Source organism: Klebsiella sp. MPUS7 (genome assembly GCF_009905335.1).
GTDB classification, from domain to species: domain Bacteria; phylum Pseudomonadota; class Gammaproteobacteria; order Enterobacterales; family Enterobacteriaceae; genus Klebsiella; species Klebsiella grimontii.
In genome coordinates this window covers 1,879,234-1,899,127 of the sequence record NZ_CP047604.1, presented here as the reverse complement: position 1 = coordinate 1,899,127, position 19,894 = coordinate 1,879,234, and the positions used below count along the sequence as shown (strand labels likewise).

Here is a 19,894-nt window from a genome sequence, read left to right as displayed (position 1 = left end):
GGTAGTCTCAAGGCTGGCGCGGATCCGAAAAGCGTCTCATTCCAATAATTAAAAACTCAGCAACAGACAGGACAGGTATGGACTCAACGTTAATTTCTCAACGCCCCGGCAAGGAGGCATGCTCACTCAACCGCGCCCGCAGAGCGGCCTGGGGCAGCTTCGCCGGGGCCGTGGTCGACTGGTACGACTTTCTTCTTTATGGCATCACCGCCGCGCTGGTATTTAACCGGGAGTTTTTCCCGCAAATCAGCCCGGCAATGGGCACCCTCGCCGCGTTTGCCACCTTCGGCGTCGGCTTCCTCTTCCGCCCTCTCGGCGGCATTATCTTTGGCCATTTCGGCGATCGCCTCGGCCGTAAACGCATGCTGATGCTGACGGTGTGGATGATGGGGATCGCCACCGCCTGTATCGGTCTGCTTCCCTCCTTCAGCCAGATTGGCTGGTGGGCGCCGGTTCTGCTGGTCCTCCTGCGCGCCGTCCAGGGTTTTGCGGTGGGCGGTGAATGGGGCGGCGCGGCGCTGCTGGCGGTAGAGAGCGCGCCGAAAAATAAGAAAGCGTTTTACAGCAGCGGCGTACAGGTGGGCTACGGCGTCGGACTGCTGCTCTCTACCGGGCTGGTATCGCTGATAAGCGCCAGCACCACCGATGAACAGTTCCTCAGCTGGGGCTGGCGCCTGCCGTTCCTGTTTAGCGTCGTGCTGGTGCTGGCGGCGCTCTGGATCCGCAACGGCATGGCGGAATCCGCCGAATTTGAACAGCAGCAGCGCGAACAGCAGGGGCAGCCAAAGAAAAAGCGTCTGCCGGTCGTGGAAGCGCTATTCCGCCATCCGGGCGCGTTCTTAATGATTATCGGTCTGCGTCTGTGCGAACTGCTGACCATGTATATCGTCACCGCTTTTGCGCTCAACTATTCGACGCAAAACCTCGGTCTGCCGCGCGAGCTGTTCCTGAATATTGGCCTGCTCGTCGGCGCCATCAGCTGCCTGACCATCCCCTGCTTCGCCTGGCTGGCGGACCGCTTCGGTCGACGCCGCGTCTATATCACCGGCGCGCTGATCGGTACCCTCAGCGGCTTCCCGTTCTTTATGGCGCTCGAAAGCCAGTCTTACTTCTGGATCCTGTTTTTCGCGCTCATGCTGGCGAATATTGCGCACGACATGGTGGTTTGCGTACAGCAGCCGATGTTTACCGAAATGTTCGGCGCCAGCTATCGCTACAGCGGGGCCGGGGTGGGATATCAGGTCGCCAGCGTCGTCGGCGGCGGTTTTACGCCGTTTATCGCCGCCGCCCTGGTCACCTTATCCGGCGGCGCCTGGCATAGCGTCGCTATCTACTTGACCGCGGGCTGCCTGCTCTCCGCCCTCACGGCGATGCTGATGAAACCCAGCCGCCATGACGAAGAACCTCAGTAAGGAGAAATGATGACTCAGGATCCCTGCTGGCCGCTGCGCTTTAACCACCAGCAGCTGCCGGTTCGCTACTGCGCCGACCCAACGCTGGCCGAGCAACCGCTGTTTGACCGGGCTCGCGACGGGGAAGCGGTGGCTCAGCTCTGGCAGGCCCCGCAGGGGTTTGTGGTGCCGGGAAGCTATCGGAAATTTGCTGAACTCCCGGCGACGAGCGAGCAGTTCGCCAGCCGGGGATGGCCGGTCTGGCTGCGCCGCTCCGGCGGCGGGCTGGTGCCGCAGGGGCCGGGAATTGTCAATCTCAGCCTGGCCTGGCCGGTTTATCACTCGCTGGGCGAAGCCGCAGAGCCGATTTATCTTTCCCTCTGCGCGCTGCTGCAGCGCACGCTGGCGACTTTCGGCGTGGCCAGCCACTTCCAGGCGGTCAACGGTTCTTTTTGCGATGGTCGCTATAATCTGGCCTGCGGCGAGGGCGAGAATGCGCGAAAAATAGCCGGCACGGCCCAGTACTGGCGACCGATGGCGGAAGGTCAAGGCCATGTGGTTCTCGCGCACGCGGTGGTGTTGCTGGATGCCGACCTGGCAGCGGCTCACCGGGCAGCCAATGATTTTGAAGCCCGGCTCGGCAGTGGGCGGGTTTACCGCGCCGGTAAAACCGTGACCCTGGCGGAGCTGATTTCAGACGGGGCCGATTTGCTGCCGCGCTTTCGCGAGGCGCTGGCGCAGCAGCTCGATAATATCAGCTGAAGGTCGCCTTCAGATAGCGGCTAAAGGCCTCTACCGCCCGCGATACGCGTGGCGTGTAGGGGCGAATGACGTAGAGACTTTCCGCAAACACATCCACCGGCCGCCATCCCGGCAGCAGCTCCTGTACCAGCCCGCGGCCAATCGCCTCCCTGGCGCTAAAATCCGGCAGTAAGGCAACACCCAGCCCCGCCAGCACCGCGTCGCGCAGGGATTCGCTGTTATTGGTGGCAAACGGCCCCTGCACCTTAACGCTCACCCGCTCGTCGTTGCGCTCAAAGGTCCAGTGCGGGCTTTGCGGCCCGCGCGGGTAGGTCAGGCATTGATGCTGACGCAACGCGTCTGGCGAATCGGGACGGCCAAAGCGGCGAATATAGTCCGCCGAGGCGACCACCAGGGTAGCCGTACGGCACAGCGGCCAGGCCACGTGGGTCTCCGGCAGCAGCTCGCGACGACAGTGGCGAATGGCGAGATCGAACCCCTCGCTGGCGAGCGACACCAGCCGGTCGGTCACCTCCAGCTGGAGATGAAGCTGCGGATGCTGATGCAGAAAAGGGGTAATGGCCGGGACTAGCTGTTGGCGTGAGAACGCCACCGGCGCGGTCAGGCGCAGCGTACCGCGTAGCGGGCCGCCTTCCTCATCGCAGGTGCCGGTAAAGATCTCGCGGATCTGCCCAAACGGCTCGTTCAGTTCCGCCACCAGCCGCAGGCCATCTTCGCTTAGGGTCACGCTACGGGTGGTGCGGTGCACCAGGGTTTTCCCGGTGACCCGCTCCAGTTCGCTAATTTTCTGGCTGATGGCGGATTTGCTGACCGCCAGCTTTTCCGCAGCGCGGGTATAGCTTTTTTGCTCCTCCAGCACCGTAAGCCAGTACAAATGGGTCCAGTAAATTTCCGGGCGTATCTCGCGCATATCGATTGTTCACAGAGAAAAACAATGCGTTCAAATATAGCGGTTTTTGCCGTCGTCAGCATTGGTTAGCATCACATTCACAGACCGTTAACCCGACAATAAGGATCATCTGCTATGCCATTACTGACGTTTGATATCATTGAAGGACGCAGCGAAAGCGAGATCAAAACCCTGCTGGATGCGGCACATCGCGCCGTCGTGCAGGCGTTCAAGGTGCCAGAGCGCGACCGCTACCAGATTGTTCATGAAAACAAAGCCTACCATATGATCGTTGAAGACACCGGGCTAGGGCTGACGCGCAGCCGGGAGGTGGTGGTGGTGAGGGTATATACCAGCCCGCGCAGCGAAGAGCAGAAGCAGCTTTTTTATGCCATCCTGCAAGCTGAGCTCCAGGAGTACTGCGGGCTGAGCGGCGACGACCTGATGATCTCGGTAATCAGCAACCACAAAGGGGACTGGAGCTTTGGCCGCGGCGTGGCGCAGTACGTTACCGGCGAACTGTAGCCCTGGCGGCGATGCGGAGCGCCGCATCGCCCTGCGGTGGGCGGGAAAATCAGGATCGGCGGGCGCCGGCGATACGCTGTCTGGCCTTTTGTTCTATATTTTCCAGCAGCTCCTGCACATCGTCTTCATCGATGTCGAGAAACTGGCCGTCCAGCAGGGCCGCGTGAATATCATCGCGGGTTACCGACAGGCCCAGCGGCACCGCTTTAGCCTTCACCTCTTCCGCGGCCAGCGGGTGTGGGTAGCGACGTCCGACCAGGTTGTTGAAGACGATGGCCAGCAGCGCCAGCATCAGGGAATTGAGTAATACCGGGGTCAGAACAAAGTGGTAGCCCTCGCTCTGTACTCCCGCCCCGCCGAGGATCGCCGTTAACGCCACCGCTCCGCCCGGCGGATGCAGGCAGCGCAGGAAGTACATGCCGGCGATCGCCAGCCCTGCCGCCACGCCGCAGGCCAGCGCCAGGTTCGGGATCGCTATGCCCACGGTCACGCCGATCAGCGCCGAGAGCACGTTGCCGCCGACAATCGACCAAGGCTGGGCCAGCGGGCTGCTCGGGACGCCAAACAGCAGTACCGCCGAGGCGCCCATAGGGGCGATAAACCAGATATTAACCTCGCCTAACAGCCAGTGGCTGAACAAGCTGGTCACCGCCAGGCCCGTCCCGGCGCCGATCGAGGCCAGAACAATATGTTTTCTGGCGACCGGTAAGGCGTGTGGCTTCAGGCGACCGAGAAAAATGCGGATCCGCGAAAAGAGCGATCCGGGTAATACGCTTAACATCCTGCTGCTCGCTTACGTCATCGTAAAAACTTATGCTTTATTTTCTTTTTTTAACCTTATTTTAACAACCATGTCTTTATCGTGGCTTTTTGCCATTCATTTTGTGAATGTAAAAACGGCGCGCGCTACGTTAAAATCCCCTCACCTCTGGGTATCAGCATTCTATGGATTGAAGGTCAAACACGTTGAATAACAAAATAAAATTAGAGAAAGAAATCGCATGGGCCAGTCAGAATATGCCGCGCACCCTGCGTCAGGTCGCCGCCCTGCCCGATCTCAGCGAGGTGCGTCTGGCCTGCTGTATGCATCTCGATATGAAAATGATCCCGCTGGTGCAGGGAATTCTGGAAAAAGGCGCGAAGGTTTTTCTCACCACCTGTAACCCAACCACGGTACAGGATGAGGTGGTCGCCTGGCTGGTGGAGCGCGGCGCGGAGGCCTGCGCCTGGCGCGATATGAGCGATGCCGACTGGCAGCAATCGTGGGAAAAAGCGATTGCCTGGCAGCCGACGCATCTGTGCGAAATGGGCGCGGATATTACGACCCTACTGCATCAGCGCGGGGAGTTCGGCAACGTTGTCGCCGGGCTTGAAGCGACAGGTTCGGGCGTGAGCCGTCTGGGCGATATTCGTCCTGGCTATCCGATTTTTAACTGGGATGATTTGCCGGTTAAGGAAGGACTGCACAACCGTCATATGGTCGGCCTGACCGCGTGGCATACCTTTTTCCAGACAACCCACCTGACCCTGCATGAGAAAAAAGTGCTGGTCATCGGCTATGGTCTGGTCGGCCAGGGCGTCGCGGCGGCAGCGAAGGCCTTCGGCGGCCAGGTGATGGTGGCGGAAATCGACCCGGCACGGAGATTACAGGCGGCCTATGATGGCTGGCACGTCGTTGAATTACAGGAGGCTATCGCCTCGGCGGACGTGGTGGCCACAGCGACCGGCGGCAAAAAAGTCGTTAACCGCCAGGCGCTGGATAAGTCCAAAGATGGGGTGTTTATCCTCAACGTGGGTCACGTGGCGGAAGAGATTGACTGCGAGTACCTGCGTCAGTTTGCGCAGGAAGAGGTCATGCCCTATATCAACGCTTACCGGATGGGCGATAAAACCGTTTATCTGCTGGCGAACGGTTCGATGCTCAACCTGACCGCCGGTTTTGGCGATAGCCTGAACGCCTTTGACGTCACCCTGGCGGTGATGGCCAGCGGCATTCAGCATATTGTGACCGATGGCATGAACGCGCCAGCGGACGTTTATCTGCTGCCGCAGAGCGTATGGCAAAAAGCGCTATAGCCATAGGTGCCGGATAATATCCCGGCACATATCCCGGAGGCGGCGCGATGCGCCTGTCCGGGCTACCGCCCCGCAGAGCGCTGTTAACCCGTAGCCCGGTCAGCGCAGCGCCACCGGGAAGAAAGCCAATCCTACAGCAGGGCCAGCAGAAATATGACTTCGCCCAGCTCAATCGCCGCGCCTAACGTGTCGCCGGTTTGCCCGCCCAGAGTACGCTTCAGCGCCTGACCCAGCGCCCAGACCAGCACCAGCGTGATAAGCGCCGCGCGCAGACCGTTAACTCCGAGCAGCACTGTCGCCAGCGCCAGTGCGATCCCCATGGTAATCAGCGTCTGACGCAGCGTGATTTTGCCGATAAACAGGTTGCCCAGCCCCTCTTCGCGGGCGTAGCGCTGGCGATACATCAGCAGCACCGCCATACCGCGGCCGACGGCGCAGGCGGCTGCCAGCGCGGCAAGCGCCGACGTGCCGCGCAGCGCCACCTCGCTGACCACCAGCACTTTCGCCATTAGCACGAAAATCAGCGCCAGCCCGCCGTGAGTGCCCAGCCGACTGTCGCGCATAATTTCCAGCATCCGTTCGCGCCGGCGGGCGGAGAAGATGCCATCGCAGGTATCCGCCAGCCCATCAAGATGGAAGCCGCCGGTCAACAGCGCCAGCGCCAGCACGCCGAGCAGCGCGGCAAGCGGGCCGCCGCACCACGGCTGGAGCAGCATCACGACGGCGCCGGCAATCGCCCCGAGCAGCAATCCGACCAAGGGGAATGTGACTATACTGCGTTGATATTGTTCAATTTCCAGCCCCTGGGATAAACTCGCCGGGACCGGCAGGCGGCTGATAAACGATAATGCGGCAAAAAAAGACTTAATCATTGAGAGAGGACTCCTGTCGATAAACCCCGCGGCCAGCGGTTATTCATCTCCGCCGCCGGCCGTAACCTGACTTGTGCGCGCGGCTTGAGCACGGCCGCATTCTTCCAGCCGCCAGTGGGCAAGCCGGGTATCACGGTGGTGTTGAATGCGCGCGGCGATTTGATTGTCGGATATCCGGGAGGTAGCGATGTAGATCGCCGAAACGAAAGAGTTGAGTAAAGATTCGGCGTCGCGGCGTTGGCCGCTATGGGCGTCGCCGGTAATCAGTATCATCGCGGCGGCACCTGTTGCAGGGACAGCATGAGATAAACCCTTCCGATATCAATATGTTTACCGCGGAAGTATACCAAATTCCTCGGGAAAGATTCAGCGTTGCATGGGGTGTTTTGCGAAGGATTTGCGAGATGGCGCAAGAGAAAGAAGAGGAACTCCGGCAGCGAGCGCCGCCGGAGCGCTTAAACGGGAATTACTCGGCAGATTTATCTTCTACTTTCGCTTCGCCCATTGCTTTCAGCTTTTTAGAGATGTCGCGACGTTCTTTGGAGATCTCGGCGTTTTTGATGATGTAGTCGTCAACGCGATCTTCGTAATCGCTCTTCATGCTGGCAATGATGCCCTGAATAGCTTCAACGCTCATGCCCGGCTTGATGTAGTCGCTCAGGTTGTCCAGCAGCAGGACGCGCTTCTGGTTATCACGGATCTTTTTCTCAACGTCCTGAATTTCACGCTGCAGTTTGTTCTTACGACGATACAGGCGAACAAACTCCAGTACGTCCTGGAAAGAAGGCTTAGTTGTTTCCATTTTTATACCCCTAATATTTGAGATTCGGATTCGCTAAAGCGACTGCTACATAGGGCTAACATAACTGTTAGCAGCCGCTGATGACAATGTTTTTTCCTTTGCCGTTATCATAACCCTAAACGCTGCTGAATCGAAGCAAGCGATGGAAAAACCACGCGAGTCTGGTCTTTATTTACGCAATGCCCGGCAGATCAAATGCGACAGCAGTTCGAGCTGGCGCGCCAGCTCGATAGTTAACCAGACATAACCATGAATGGGCGTTTCGGAGAAATTGTCGTCCTGCTGCTCTTTGATGAGCTGGCGCAGTTCGGCAACGATTTCGTTGAGCTTTTCATTGTTGGCCAGGATCGGCTGCGGGTTGCCCTCATACAGGGCGTGGGCGATAGTCAACAGCGTTTGCTGAGTCATCTGCTGAGTTTCGCGCAGCGTATGGGCATTAAGCATCACGAAGTGGCCGGGACGCGATGCCCAGTAAGCGTTGATTTGCAGCTCCAGCATGCACACCAGGTTACGGCTGACGGTCTGGATCGCCTCAAAGATGGCTTTCTGGATATGCGTCTCTTTGCTGGCGGGCGTAATCAATCCGCGCATTTTCACCACGTCGTTGAGGACCTTTTGCAGGTGCTTTTCCAGACGCGGACGCTCTACCAGGTTCGGCGAGAAGCCGGCTTGATAAAGCCGGTTGAAGGCGGTGACGTAGCTGGCCATCTGGATGCGCCAGTGCAGAAAGGCCCGCTGCGGCCAGATACCGGTGAACAGCATCGCCAGCAGGGAACCGAAGATAACGTCGCCGCTTCGCCACAGCGCGGTCGTCATATCGCCCGGCGGCGCGCCGACAACCACCGCCAGGGTGATGCCGATCAGCAGCGCCTGGTAAGGCTTTTTGCCCAGCGCCAGCCAGCCGCAGAGGAACATCGCCACCGCGCACCACAGCAGCATGATAGGCAGCGAGATGAGCTCCAGCTTAAGCGCCACCAGCCCGAGCGCCGAGCCGAGGATCGTGCCGCCGATGCGCTCAAACGCGCGCGGTACGACGTTTCCCCAGAAGGAGATTGGCCCCATCACCACCACCAGGGTGATGAGAGGCCAGGTGCCTTCAGGAACGTTAAGCAGGCGCACCAGCACAAAGGTGAGCACAAAGGCCAATGCTATTCGCACGCCATGGACGATGCGGTAATGGCGATACAGCCGAATTTCAAATGGCTTAAGTGATTTATCCGCGCGCACAACCTACTCCGACACAACGAAAAGGCCAATTGTAACTGCTTTTTCGCCGCAAGCATCACGCGAATGTAATAAACCTTGTCCAGCGAAGGGACAATGTTCGATTTACTTCACCGCAGGCTCGACCGCGATGTACATATCAATATCCCAGTAGCCGTCCTGGTTACCATCGTTAAGATAGACTTCAAAGCAGGGTTTCATCGCCATCTGGTGCGTTTTGCTTTGCATCAGGCTCTCGAAGAACTGATACCACGGCGTTGCAAAGTCATAATTCTCGACTCTGGCACGGGCAACCGCGTACTCTCCGCCGGCGATATCGGTCATCATCACGCCTTCGCTGTTGGCGGGGATTGAGTAGTCCTCCGCCACCGTGACGGCGGTCGCGCAGCGCAGCTTTTCCGCCGGGACCTCATCAGGATTGTCGTAGTAAACGGCCACCCACTCCTGCGCTGGAACCTGGCTGTTATCAACCCACATCATTAGCTGTTCAAACCCCTGTTTAACCGTCTGCTCCCAGGGACCGACCAGATGAAACCCGGCAATTTTCTTCTTGCCCACGGACTTAACGTTATATTCCATGCTGCCTCCACCGTTGATAAAATACTGTATATATATACACATAAATTAGCAGTACTATCAGCCATAGTATGTGCGGCAATTCACAAATCCGCGCGGCAAGAAGAGTAAAAAAACCGGCGCCATCCGGTTATAAAATGAACGGCAGCTCGACGCCGATGCTGGCCCCGACATCGTCGCTGGCGCTGTGGTTGGCGTCGGTGTACCACACGGAGGTATTCAGACGTACCGTCGGCATCACATCGCCGCTCCAGCCCAACTGCACGCCCTTCAGCGTATCGGCGCGCGGGAAGGCTTTATTGATTCGCTGGTTCTTCGGATTGACCTCTGCGTAGACCAGCCGCGCGCTCCAGCGCTGGTTCTCTTCGGTTACCAGCTCTACCTTACCGGCATACAGACGCCCGTCGCCGCCCATCGCGTCGCCCAGCGGATAGCCCTGCTGGTAGTAGCCGTCTTTATAGATGAAGTGGTTATAGATGTAGTTGGTGCGCCCCATGTTCGAACGGGTATCGTGGGCTTCCAGATACCAGTTAACCGCATTGCTATTCCATTGGTGATGCCCTTCCACGCCGCCAAGATAGAGGTGCGCCGAGGGTAAATATCCGGCTTCGTCCTCGCCGATCATCTGGCCGTAAATGCTCACCGGCCAGCCCAGAGCGGGCGCCAGCTTCAGCTTGAAATCAAAACCGGCCAGCTGGTTGCCGGGATCGTCGGCCGATTCGCCGGTGTTGTCATTGCCGGTCAGACCGTCCCAGAAGCTGCTGAATGATGAAGGTCGCCCTTCGCCGCCCCACTGCATGATGCGTGAGGCCCCCAGCTCCAGCGAGGAGATTGGCGAAAACGTCAGGCGGCCGCCGAAGATTTTGGTATGCGGTACGGCGGCATACTGGCTCATCTGACTGGCGGAAAGCTGATACTGCCAGGGGCCAATCCAGCTCAGCCACGAGGATTCCGGCGCGCGCTGTTCGGCGCGCTGCAGCAGAAAACCGGTCATCGGCCGCGCGGCATCGGAGCGAATCAGGCTGCCCTCGTAGCCCGGCCCCCACCACTGCGGAATTTGCCCGAACGCAAGCCACTGATTCCACAGCTTTACCGCGCCGTATGCGCCGTTGGCGTTCACGCTCGAACCGTTGCTGATGCGCTTGTCGCCTTCAACATTGCCCTGTAGATGCAGATCCCACCATTCGCCGCTGTTGTTCAGGGCGAGAGAAAGCGACTGGTCGGCGGGATAGGACTGGGCAAACCCCTGCGGGGTTCCCGGCTTATCAGTGGAACTGTAACCGGTAACGCGCACGTCGGCTTTCAGCGCCCTTAAACGCTGATTTACACGACTCAGAACCCCCCGCTCTGCGGAGGTTGTCGGATGCGCGTTGGCCAACGCGCGGTTAATCTCCTCCTCGCTCAGAGGCCAGGTCGACAGGCTTAACGCGAGGGTTCCGCGGTCGGATAACCAGGCTAAATCATTGCGAAATTCGTTATCGGCCAGAACGAGGCCAGAGGCAAAACTGGCGGTGCTAAAAACGGCGAAAAGTCCCAGAGAAAGCGCACTACGCGCAAAGTATTTCATCTTCCCAGCTCCATTTATGGCGCACAAACGCCAGGCTTTTTCCTGAAGGGTGACCGGGTAAGGTAATGGAGTGAAAGTAAACGAAGCGCCAACCGAAGCGGCATAATAATCAAACAGCTACGAGATGCCGCTCCGGGCGGAGCGGCGCGACAGTTACAGTTTTTGATGCAGATAATCGCTAAAGCGCGACAGCATGCCGCCCTTGCCAACGCTTTCCAGCGTCACCAGCGGCCAGTGGGCCACCACTTTATCACCATCGTAAAGGGAGATTTCTCCCACCCGCTGATGGGCGGCAATCGGCGCTTCCAGCACTTTGTTATCCAGCACGTATTTGGCCTTAATGCGCGCGACCTCCGACTTCGGCAGCGCTAGCCAGAAATCCTGATCGGTCCCCAGCTTAATCTGCTCTTTATCGCCATACCAGATTCGCTCAACGCCGACCTGCTTGCCATCCTGCAGGACCTGGACGGTATCGAAGTTTTGCTGGCCCCAGTGCAGCAGCTTCGCCGCCTGCTGTTCGCGCCCTTTCGGGCTGTCGGCTCCCATCACCACCGCAATCAGCCGACGCTGGCCGTCCACCGCGGAGGCAATCAGGTTGAAGCCGGCGCCGGAAGTGTGGCCGGTCTTCAGACCATCGACGTTCATGGTCTTATCCCACAGCAGGCCGTTGCGGTTCTGCTGGGTAATGCCGTTCCACGTCAGGCTCTTCTGACTGTACATATGGTAGACGTCCGGCTCGCCGTGAATAATCGCCCGCGAGAGCACAGCGAGATCGTAGGCCGAACTGTGCTGCCCCGGCGCGTCCAGGCCGTGGACGGTTTCAAAATGGGTATCCTGCAAATGCAGTTTTTCCACGTAGCTGTTCATCAGCGCGACGAACTGCGGCTGGCCGCCGGCGACGTAGTCCGCCAGCGCCACGCAGGCATCGTTGCCGGAGTCAACGATCAGCCCGCGGCTTAAGTCGCGTACGCTGACCCGATCGCCGGGCTTAAGGAACATCAGCGAAGAGCCGTTAAAGACCGGGTTACCCTGCGCCCAGGCGTCTTTACCGACGGTGACGATGTCGTCAAAGGTGATGCGGTGGCTGTCGATGGCGCGATCGACCACGTAGCCGGTCATCAGTTTGGTCAGGCTGGCGGGATTGCGCTGCTGATGCTCGTTACCGGCGGTCAGGATCTGGCCGGTGGTGTAATCCATCAGCACCCAGGAACCGGCCTGAATAGAAGGAGGCGTCACGTTGACGGGAAAATCATTGGCGGCAAATGCGCAGGAAACGCTCGCAGCGAGCAAAGATACAGCAATAAACAAACGGCCTTTCAACGGCATATCCTCTAAATTGACAGATTCGCCGTCCTTTTTACGGAACTTCTCGTTTCAAATCAGGGTTTAATTGCAAGAAAATATGACACCGCCGGCAAGGGGCAAAGGCGATACCCTTCTGATGGCCCGGCAAATCGTTTACCATGATGGCTGCTCGCCACCAGGGATAATGAACAGATTATGCAAGATAGCGCCAACCAGCCCGGATTTTTGTTTCACGATTACGAGACCTTCGGCACCAGTCCTTCGCTCGACCGACCGTCGCAGTTTGCCGCCATCCGCACCGATGAAGACCTCAATATCGTCGGCGAACCCGAAGTCTTCTATTGCAGGATCGCCGATGACTATCTGCCGCAGCCGCAGGCGGTTATGGTTACCGGGATCACGCCGCAGGAGGCGAACGCCAAGGGCGACAGCGAAGCCGCCTTTGCCCGCCGCGTTCACGATCTGTTCACGGTGCCAAAAACCTGCATCGTCGGCTACAACAACGTGCGCTTCGATGACGAAGTGACGCGCAATATCTTTTATCGCAATTTTTACGATCCTTACGCCTGGAGCTGGCAGCACGACAACTCCCGTTGGGATCTGCTGGACGTGATGCGCGCCTGCTACGCGCTGCGCCCGGAAGGGCTCAACTGGCCGGAAAACGAAGAGGGCTTACCGAGTTTCCGCCTCGAGCATCTGACCGTCGCCAACGGCATTGAGCACAGCAACGCCCACGACGCGATGGCCGATGTTTACGCCACCATCGCGATGGCAAAGCTGGTGAAAACCCAGCAGCCGCGCCTGTTTGACTATCTCTACGCCCACCGCAATAAGCGCAAGCTGGCGACGCTGATCGACGTGCCGCAAATCAAGCCGCTGGTGCATGTTTCCGGCATGTTCGGCGCAGCGCGCGGTAACACCAGCCTGGTGGCCCCGCTGGCGTGGCACCCGGACAACCGTAACGCGGTGATTATGGTCGACCTGGCCGGAGATATCGCTCCCCTGCTGGAGCTGGATGCCGACACCCTGCGCGAGCGGCTGTATACGCCGAAAAGCGAGCTGGGCGACCTGCCCGCGGTGCCGATTAAGCTGGTCCACCTCAATAAATGCCCGGTGCTGGCGCAGCAAAACACCCTGCGTCCGCAGGATGCCGACCGGCTGGGCATCAATATCCAGCGCTGTCTGGATAACGCTCAGCTGCTGCGGGCCAATCCGCAGGTGCGTGAGAAAGTGGTGGCGATTTTTGCCGAAGCGGAGCCGTTTGTGCCTTCCGATAACGTCGATGCGCAGTTGTATAACGGCTTTTTCAGCGATGCCGACCGCGCGGCGATGAAAATCGTGCTCGAAACCGAGCCGCGCAACCTGCCGGCGCTGGATATTACCTTCGCCGATAAGCGTATTGAGCGCCTGCTGTTCAACTATCGCGCGCGCAACTACCCCGGCACGCTCGATGAAGCCGAGCAGCAGCGCTGGTTAGAGCACCGTCGCCAGGTATTTACGCCTGAGTTTTTGCAGGCCTACGCCGATGAGCTGCAGATGCTGTATCAGCAGTATGCGGATGATAAAGAGAAGCTGGCGCAGCTGAAGGCGCTGTGGCAGTACGCGCAGGATATTGTTTGATTGGCAGAAATTCCCGGAGGCGGCGCGTTGCGCCTGTCCGGGCTACAAGCCCGCAGGTTTTGTAGCCCGGACAGATGCGCAGCATCGCCTCCGGGAAACGTTGCTTAGCCTTTAGCGCGGCTGGCGATAATCGCCTCTGCTACGTTGCGCGGGGCTTCCGCGTAATGGTGGAACTCCATACTGTAGGTCGCCCGGCCCTGGGACATTGAACGCAGCGTGGTGGAATAGCCAAACATCTCGGCCAGCGGCACGTCGGCGCGGATAATCTGGCTGCCGAACCGCTCCTCCATCCCCTGCACCATTCCGCGACGGGAAGAGAGATCGCCCATGATATTCCCGGCGTACTCTTCCGGGGTCTCCACTTCCACGTGCATCACCGGTTCAAGAATAACCGGGTCGGCCCTGCGCGCCCCTTCCTTGAAGCCAAATATCGCCGCCATGCGGAAAGCCATCTCCGACGAGTCGACGTCATGATACGAACCAAACGTCAGTGTCGCCTTGATATCCACCACCGGATAGCCCGCCAGCACGCCAGTGCCCATCGCTTCGCGCAGCCCTTTTTCCACCGAAGGGATGTACTCGCGCGGCACCACGCCGCCTTTGGTCGCGTCTTCAAACACGAAACCGCTCCCCGGCTCCAGCGGTTCAAGGGTCAGCACCACGTGGCCGTACTGCCCTTTACCGCCGGACTGGCGGACAAACTTGCCTTCCACCTCTTTGACCGTTTTGCGGATCGTCTCGCGATAGGTCACCTGCGGACGCCCGATATTCGCCTCAACGCCAAACTCTCGTTTCATGCGGTCGACGATAATCTCCAGATGCAGCTCGCCCATCCCGGAAATGATCGTCTGGCCGGACTCCTCGTCAGTATGCAGACGAAACGACGGATCTTCCGCCGCCAGCCGCTGCAAGGCGATACCCATTTTCTCCTGATCGGCTTTGGTTTTCGGTTCAATCGCCAGCGAAATCACCGGCTCCGGAAACTCCATCCGTTCGAGGGTAATCACCGCATCCGGGGCGCACAGCGTGTCGCCGGTAGTGACATCCTTCAGGCCGACGCAGGCGGCAATATCCCCGGCGTGCAGTTCGTCCACCTCATGGCGATCGTTGGCCTGCATCAGCACGATGCGTCCGATGCGTTCTTTCTTGCCTTTCACCGGATTCCACACCGCATCGCCTTTTTTCAACGTCCCGGAATAGACGCGGATAAAGGTCAGCTGTCCGACATAGGGGTCGGTCATCAGCTTGAAGGCCAGCGCCGAGAACGGTTCGTCGTCGTTCGGGTGACGTTCAGCAGGTTGCCCTTTCTCATCCACGCCCTGAATCGCCGGGATATCCAGCGGCGACGGCATCAGCTCAACCACCGCATCGAGCATCCGCTGCACGCCTTTGTTTTTAAACGCGCTGCCGCACAGCACCGCCTGGATTTCGCCCTTCACCGTACGCTGGCGCAGTCCGGCAACGATTTCCGCCTCGCTCAACTCGCCGGTTTCGAGATACTTATCCATCAGTTCGTCGCTGGCTTCCGCCGCCGCCGAGACCATTTTCTCCCGCCACAGCCGGGCGGTTTCCACGAGATCGTCAGGCACCGGCGCATAGCTGAAGGTCATCCCCTGGGTGGCGTCGTCCCACAAAATGGCGCGCATTTTGATGAGATCCACCACCCCGGTAAAGTGCTCTTCGGCGCCAACCGGGATCACAATCGGTACCGGATTGGCCTTCAGGCGATCGGTCATCATCTGCACCACGCGGAAAAAATCCGCGCCGGGACGGTCCATCTTGTTGACGAAGGCCAGCCGCGGGACGTGGTATTTATTCGCCTGCCGCCAGACCGTTTCCGACTGCGGCTGCACGCCGCCGACGGAGTCGTAAACCATCACCGCGCCGTCCAGGACGCGCATGGAGCGTTCCACTTCGATGGTAAAATCCACGTGCCCTGGGGTATCGATGATGTTAATCCTGTGCGGCTCGAAGCTGCGGTCCATACCGGGCCAGAAGCAGCTCACCGCCGCGGAGGTAATGGTGATCCCGCGCTCCTGCTCCTGCGCCATCCAGTCGGTGGTTGCCGCGCCATCGTGTACTTCCCCCAGCTTGTGACTCATCCCGGTATAAAACAGGATGCGCTCGGTGGTGGTGGTTTTGCCGGCATCGATATGCGCGGAGATACCGATGTTGCGATAACGTTCGAGGGGGATGGGTCGGGGCATGATGCGTCCTTAGTCATTTTGACTGTCAGCTGGCGGCCGGAATTGGCCGCCGTTCATATAACGGCATCTATCATAGTACAACTGTACGAGTATATTCGAACTATTTTTGCTATCGTTACTATTGGTGAAGCTGCGACGACGCGCGTGGCTTTAGAAAAGCAGTTTGGGTATATTACCGGCCAGCCGCCGATACGGGCCGCTGCTCGTAAGGCAGCGCAACCGCCGACACAGGAATAGTATGATCGCCAATCACCCCGAACGTGAACAAATTCGCCTCGAAAATGTCCTTTTCGCCCTCGGTAACCCGCTACGGCTTGAGATTATCCGCATCCTTGCCGACGGAAGCGAGCAGAGCTGTAACGCCCTGCGTCACGAAGATGTGGCGAAGTCGACCATGACCCACCACTGGCGCGTCCTGCGCGACAGCGGTGTGATCTGGCAGCGCCCACAGGGGCGGGAGAACTTGATTTCGCTGCGCCGGGAAGATTTAGACGCGCGCTTTCCCGGCCTGCTGGATACGCTGCTTAAGGTCATGCAGCAGGAGAACTAAAGGCCCGCTACTCCTCGCCGGCCAGCCGCCGATACTGGGCAAAGCGGGCCCGCGCGTCCTCCTCGGTTCGGCTAAAGAGCGCATCCGCCAGATGCGGCGTCGTTTTGTGCAGCGAGGCGTAGCGCACTTCGCCAAGCAAAAAGTCGCGGAAGCTCTCCTCCGGCTCTTCGGAATCGAGCATAAACGGCGTCTTACCTTCCGCTTCCCGCTGCGGATGATAGCGCCACAGGTGCCAGTATCCCGCCTCAACCGCCCGTTTCGCCTCGCGCTGGCTGCAGCGCATGCCGGCTTTCAGCCCGTGGTTAATGCAGGCGGCGTAGGCAATCACCAGCGACGGTCCCGGCCAGGCTTCGGCCTCGGCGATCGCCCGTAGGGTCTGATCTTTATCAGCGCCCATCGCGACCTGGGCCACGTACACATTGCCGTAGCTCATCGCCATCATGCCGAGATCTTTTTTCCGCGTGCGTTTGCCCTGCGCGGCAAACTTCGCGATGGCCGCCACCGGGGTCGATTTAGACGACTGGCCGCCGGTATTGGAGTAAACCTCGGTGTCAAATACCAGAATATTGACGTCTTCCCCGCTCGCCAGCACGTGATCGAGACCGCCGAAGCCAATATCGTAGGCCCAGCCGTCGCCGCCGAAAATCCACTGCGAACGACGAACAAAATAGTCGCGGTTCTGCCACAGCTGCTCCAGCAGCGGCACGCCCTCTTTTTCCGCCGCCAGCCGTTCGCTGAGCCGGTCCGCGCGCTCGCGGGTGCCCTCGCCTTCATCCTGCTTCGCCAGCCACTGGCGCATTGCGTCGCTAAGTTCGTCGCTGACAGGTAGCGCCAGCGCGGCGGTCATATCATCGGCGATTTGTTGACGCACCGCCTGACCGCCGAGCATCATGCCGAGGCCAAACTCCGCATTATCCTCAAACAGCGAGTTCGCCCATGCCGGGCCGTGGCCGCGGTGGTTGGTGGTATAGGGAATCGACGGCGCGCTGGCTCCCCAGATAGAAGAGCAGCCGGTGGCGTTAGCGATCAGCATCCGGTCGCCAAACAGCTGGGTTATCAGGCGGGCATAAGGCGTTTCACCGCATCCCGCGCAGGCGCCGGAAAACTCCAGCAGCGGGGTTTCAAACTGGCTGCCTTTGACCGTCGTCTTACGAAACGGATTGCTCTTCGGCGTCAGCGCCAGCGCATAGTCCCAGACCGGCGCCATCTGACGCTGGCTATCGAGAGACTGCATTTTTAACGCCTTGCCGCGCGCGGGACAGATATCCACGCAGTTGCCGCAGCCGGAACAATCCAACGGCGAGATAGCCAGATGGTAGTGATACTCCTTCGCTCCCTGCGCGGGTTTGCTCAGCAGCCCAACCGGCGCGGCGTCATGCTCTTCGCCGTTGAGCAGCGCCGGGCGGATCGCCGCATGCGGGCAGATAAAGGCGCACTGGTTACACTGCGTGCAGCCCTCCGGCTGCCAGACCGGCACTTCCAGCGCGATCCCGCGTTTCTCCCACGCGGCGGTGCCCGAAGGAAACGTCCCGTCCTCCATACCGACAAACGCGCTCACCGGCAGCTGGTCGCCGCACTGGCGGTTCATCGGCTGCAGAATATCGCGGATGAAATCCGGCATCATGGCTGATGCTTGCGCCGCGGGTTCATCCAGCGTCACCCAGTGCGCCGGAATCGTCACCTGATGCAGCGAGGCCATGCCCAGCTCGATCGCCCGCTGGTTCATCTCAATCACCGCCGCCCCTTTGCTGCCGTAGCTTTTTTCAACCGCCTGCTTGAGGTAATCCGCCGCGGTCTGCGGGTCGATAATCGCCGCCAGCTTAAAGAACGCCGCCTGCATCAGCATATTAAAGCGCCCGCCCAGCCCGAGCTCGCGGGCGATATCCACGGCGTTCAGGGTATAAAAATGGATATTTTCCCGCGCCAGATAGCGTTTAAAGCCGACCGGCAGATGCTGCTCCAGCTCCGCATCGGACCAGCTGCAGTTGAGTAAAAAGGTCCCGCCCGGCTTTAATCCGTCCAGCAGATCGTAGCGCTCAACGTAGGACTGCTGCGAACAGGAGATAAAATCGGCCCGATGGATCAGGTAGGGCGAATTGATCGGCCGGTCGCCGAAGCGTAAATGTGAAACGGTAATGCCGCCGGATTTTTTCGAGTCATAAGAAAAGTAGGCCTGCGCGTAGAGCGGCGTTTTATCGCCGATAATTTTGATCGCGCTTTTATTGGCCCCGACGGTGCCGTCCGAGCCCATGCCCCAAAATTTACAGGCGGTGATGCCGTCATGCGAGACCGCCAGCGTCTGCTGGCGCGGCGGTAACGAAGTAAAGGTTACATCATCGACAATCCCGAGGGTAAACCCGTCCATCGGCAGCGGTTTATTGAGGTTATCAAAGACGGCCGCGATATCGTTGGGCAGAACATCCTTCCCGCCAAGCGCATAGCGGCCGCCGACGATTAGCGGCGCATCGTCGTGGTGGTAGAAGGCGTTTTTCACATCCAGGCACAGCGGTTCAGCCTGAGCGCCGGGCTCTTTGGTACGGTCAAGGACGGCAATCCGCTGCACGGTTTTCGGCAGCTGGGCGAAGAAGTGGGCCAGCGAAAAAGGGCGAAACAGATGCACGCTGAGCAGCCCGACCTTCTCTCCCGCCGCGTTCAGCGTATCCACCACTTCCTGAACGGTATCGCAGACCGATCCCATCGCAATAATCACCCGTTCGGCATCCGCCGCGCCGGTATAGTTAAACAGATGATACTCCCGGCCGGTGAGCGCGCTGATTTGCGCCATATAGCTTTCGACAATGTCGGGCAGCGCCTGATAAAAACGGTTGCCCGCCTCCCGCTCCTGGAAGTAGATATCCGGGTTCTGCGCCGTTCCGCGAATGACCGGATGATCCGGATGCAGCGCGTTACGGCGGAAGCTGTCGAGCGCGGGCCGGTCCAGCAGCGTCGCCAGCTGCTCATATTCCAACACCTCGATTTTTTGAATTTCGTGCGAGGTGCGAAAACCGTCGAAGAAGTTAACAAACGGGATGCGTCCCTTAATCGCCGCCAGATGCGCCACCGCCGACAAATCCATCACCTGCTGCACGTTGTTCTCCGCCAGCATCGCGCAGCCGGTCTGGCGGACCGCCATCACATCCTGGTGATCGCCAAAAATATTCAGCGAATTGGTCGCCAGCGCCCGGGCGCTGACGTGAAAGACGCCCGGCAGCAGTTCACCGGCGATTTTGTACATGTTGGGGATCATCAGCAGCAGCCCCTGGGAGGCCGTATAGGTGGTGGTGAGCGCCCCGGCCTGCAGCGCGCCGTGGACCGCGCCTGCCGCGCCGGCCTCCGACTGCATCTCCATTAAGCGCACCGGCTGGCCAAAAAGGTTCTTTTTCCCCTGCGCCGCCCACTCGTCGACGTTTTCCGCCATCGGCGTGGAGGGGGTTATGGGGTAAATCGCCGCGACCTCGGTAAAGGCATAAGAGATCCAGGCCGCCGCGGCGTTGCCATCCATTGTTTTCATTTTTCCGGACATTGTTC

The 19,894-nt window shown here is 59.3% G+C and carries 17 protein-coding genes; 6 read left to right on the top strand and 11 right to left on the bottom strand.

Features of this window, described 5'->3' with window-relative positions:
* The first annotated feature begins 77 nt into the window (after positions 1-77).
* Positions 78-1,412 carry a shikimate transporter gene (shiA, locus tag GUC22_RS08895; protein ID WP_049087411.1) on the top strand — a complete coding sequence of 445 codons (1,335 nt, stop codon included), beginning with the start codon at positions 78-80 and terminating at the stop codon, positions 1,410-1,412.
* A 9-nt stretch (positions 1,413-1,421) separates the two neighbouring features.
* Positions 1,422-2,153: a lipoyl protein ligase domain-containing protein gene (locus GUC22_RS08890; RefSeq protein WP_064342925.1), complete on the top strand. Its 732-nt coding sequence runs from the start codon at positions 1,422-1,424 to the stop codon at positions 2,151-2,153.
* On the opposite strand, the gene GUC22_RS08885 is transcribed toward GUC22_RS08890, so the two are convergent.
* Positions 2,146-3,063 (bottom strand): LysR family transcriptional regulator, encoded by a 918-nt coding sequence (locus GUC22_RS08885; protein WP_004138824.1) that lies wholly within the window; start codon positions 3,061-3,063, stop codon positions 2,146-2,148. The two genes, GUC22_RS08890 and GUC22_RS08885, sit on opposite strands and share 8 nt — an antisense overlap.
* Positions 3,064-3,177: 114 nt before the next feature.
* On the opposite strand from GUC22_RS08885, the gene GUC22_RS08880 reads away from it, so the two are divergent.
* The gene (locus GUC22_RS08880) at positions 3,178-3,567 is read left to right on the top strand and encodes a tautomerase family protein (protein ID WP_160183489.1); all 390 of its coding nucleotides are present in this window, start codon (positions 3,178-3,180) and stop codon (positions 3,565-3,567) included.
* A 49-nt stretch (positions 3,568-3,616) separates the two neighbouring features.
* On the opposite strand, the gene GUC22_RS08875 is transcribed toward GUC22_RS08880, so the two are convergent.
* Complete coding sequence (locus GUC22_RS08875) at positions 3,617-4,348, bottom strand: HPP family protein (protein WP_004138821.1); 732 nt, start codon at positions 4,346-4,348, stop codon at positions 3,617-3,619.
* Between the two features lie 185 nt (positions 4,349-4,533).
* On the opposite strand from GUC22_RS08875, the gene GUC22_RS08870 reads away from it, so the two are divergent.
* Positions 4,534-5,643, top strand: a complete 1,110-nt coding sequence (locus tag GUC22_RS08870) for an adenosylhomocysteinase (protein WP_024359995.1) — start codon at positions 4,534-4,536, stop codon at positions 5,641-5,643.
* Positions 5,644-5,774: 131 nt separating this feature from the next.
* On the opposite strand, the gene cobS is transcribed toward GUC22_RS08870, so the two are convergent.
* From cobS to dacD, 7 genes are all read right to left on the bottom strand, one after another.
* Entirely contained in the window at positions 5,775-6,515 is a 741-nt protein-coding gene (cobS, locus tag GUC22_RS08865; RefSeq protein WP_154922853.1) for an adenosylcobinamide-GDP ribazoletransferase, read from the bottom strand.
* 39 nt (positions 6,516-6,554) lie between these two features.
* Positions 6,555-6,788, bottom strand: a complete 234-nt coding sequence (locus tag GUC22_RS08860; protein ID WP_064342931.1) for a bifunctional adenosylcobinamide kinase/adenosylcobinamide-phosphate guanylyltransferase — start codon at positions 6,786-6,788, stop codon at positions 6,555-6,557.
* A 193-nt stretch (positions 6,789-6,981) separates the two neighbouring features.
* Positions 6,982-7,317, bottom strand: coding sequence for a DUF496 family protein (locus GUC22_RS08855; RefSeq protein WP_004103624.1), 336 nt, complete (start codon positions 7,315-7,317; stop codon positions 6,982-6,984).
* 168 nt (positions 7,318-7,485) lie between these two features.
* Entirely contained in the window at positions 7,486-8,544 is a 1,059-nt protein-coding gene (locus GUC22_RS08850) for an FUSC family protein (protein WP_004138799.1), read from the bottom strand.
* A gap of 102 nt (positions 8,545-8,646) precedes the next feature.
* Positions 8,647-9,120 carry a DNA gyrase inhibitor SbmC gene (gene sbmC / locus GUC22_RS08845; protein WP_004138797.1) on the bottom strand — a complete coding sequence of 158 codons (474 nt, stop codon included), beginning with the start codon at positions 9,118-9,120 and terminating at the stop codon, positions 8,647-8,649.
* Between the two features lie 127 nt (positions 9,121-9,247).
* Positions 9,248-10,684, bottom strand: a complete 1,437-nt coding sequence (locus GUC22_RS08840) for a capsule assembly Wzi family protein (RefSeq protein ID WP_154930156.1) — start codon at positions 10,682-10,684, stop codon at positions 9,248-9,250.
* 153 nt (positions 10,685-10,837) lie between these two features.
* Positions 10,838-12,004 carry a serine-type D-Ala-D-Ala carboxypeptidase DacD gene (gene dacD, locus GUC22_RS08835; RefSeq protein WP_004138794.1) on the bottom strand — a complete coding sequence of 389 codons (1,167 nt, stop codon included), beginning with the start codon at positions 12,002-12,004 and terminating at the stop codon, positions 10,838-10,840.
* Between the two features lie 180 nt (positions 12,005-12,184).
* Between dacD and sbcB the strand changes: the two genes are divergently transcribed.
* Positions 12,185-13,609: an exodeoxyribonuclease I gene (gene sbcB, locus GUC22_RS08830; protein ID WP_049131933.1), complete on the top strand. Its 1,425-nt coding sequence runs from the start codon at positions 12,185-12,187 to the stop codon at positions 13,607-13,609.
* Between the two features lie 104 nt (positions 13,610-13,713).
* Here the strand turns inward: sbcB and fusA are convergent, their stop codons facing one another.
* Positions 13,714-15,816 carry an elongation factor G gene (gene fusA / locus GUC22_RS08825; protein WP_049131932.1) on the bottom strand — a complete coding sequence of 701 codons (2,103 nt, stop codon included), beginning with the start codon at positions 15,814-15,816 and terminating at the stop codon, positions 13,714-13,716.
* A 238-nt stretch (positions 15,817-16,054) separates the two neighbouring features.
* Between fusA and GUC22_RS08820 the strand changes: the two genes are divergently transcribed.
* Positions 16,055-16,366, top strand: coding sequence for an ArsR/SmtB family transcription factor (locus GUC22_RS08820; protein WP_004138790.1), 312 nt, complete (start codon positions 16,055-16,057; stop codon positions 16,364-16,366).
* Between the two features lie 7 nt (positions 16,367-16,373).
* Here the strand turns inward: GUC22_RS08820 and nifJ are convergent, their stop codons facing one another.
* Positions 16,374-19,889, bottom strand: coding sequence for a pyruvate:ferredoxin (flavodoxin) oxidoreductase (gene nifJ / locus GUC22_RS08815; RefSeq protein ID WP_024360006.1), 3,516 nt, complete (start codon positions 19,887-19,889; stop codon positions 16,374-16,376).
* Positions 19,890-19,894 lie beyond the last annotated feature (5 nt).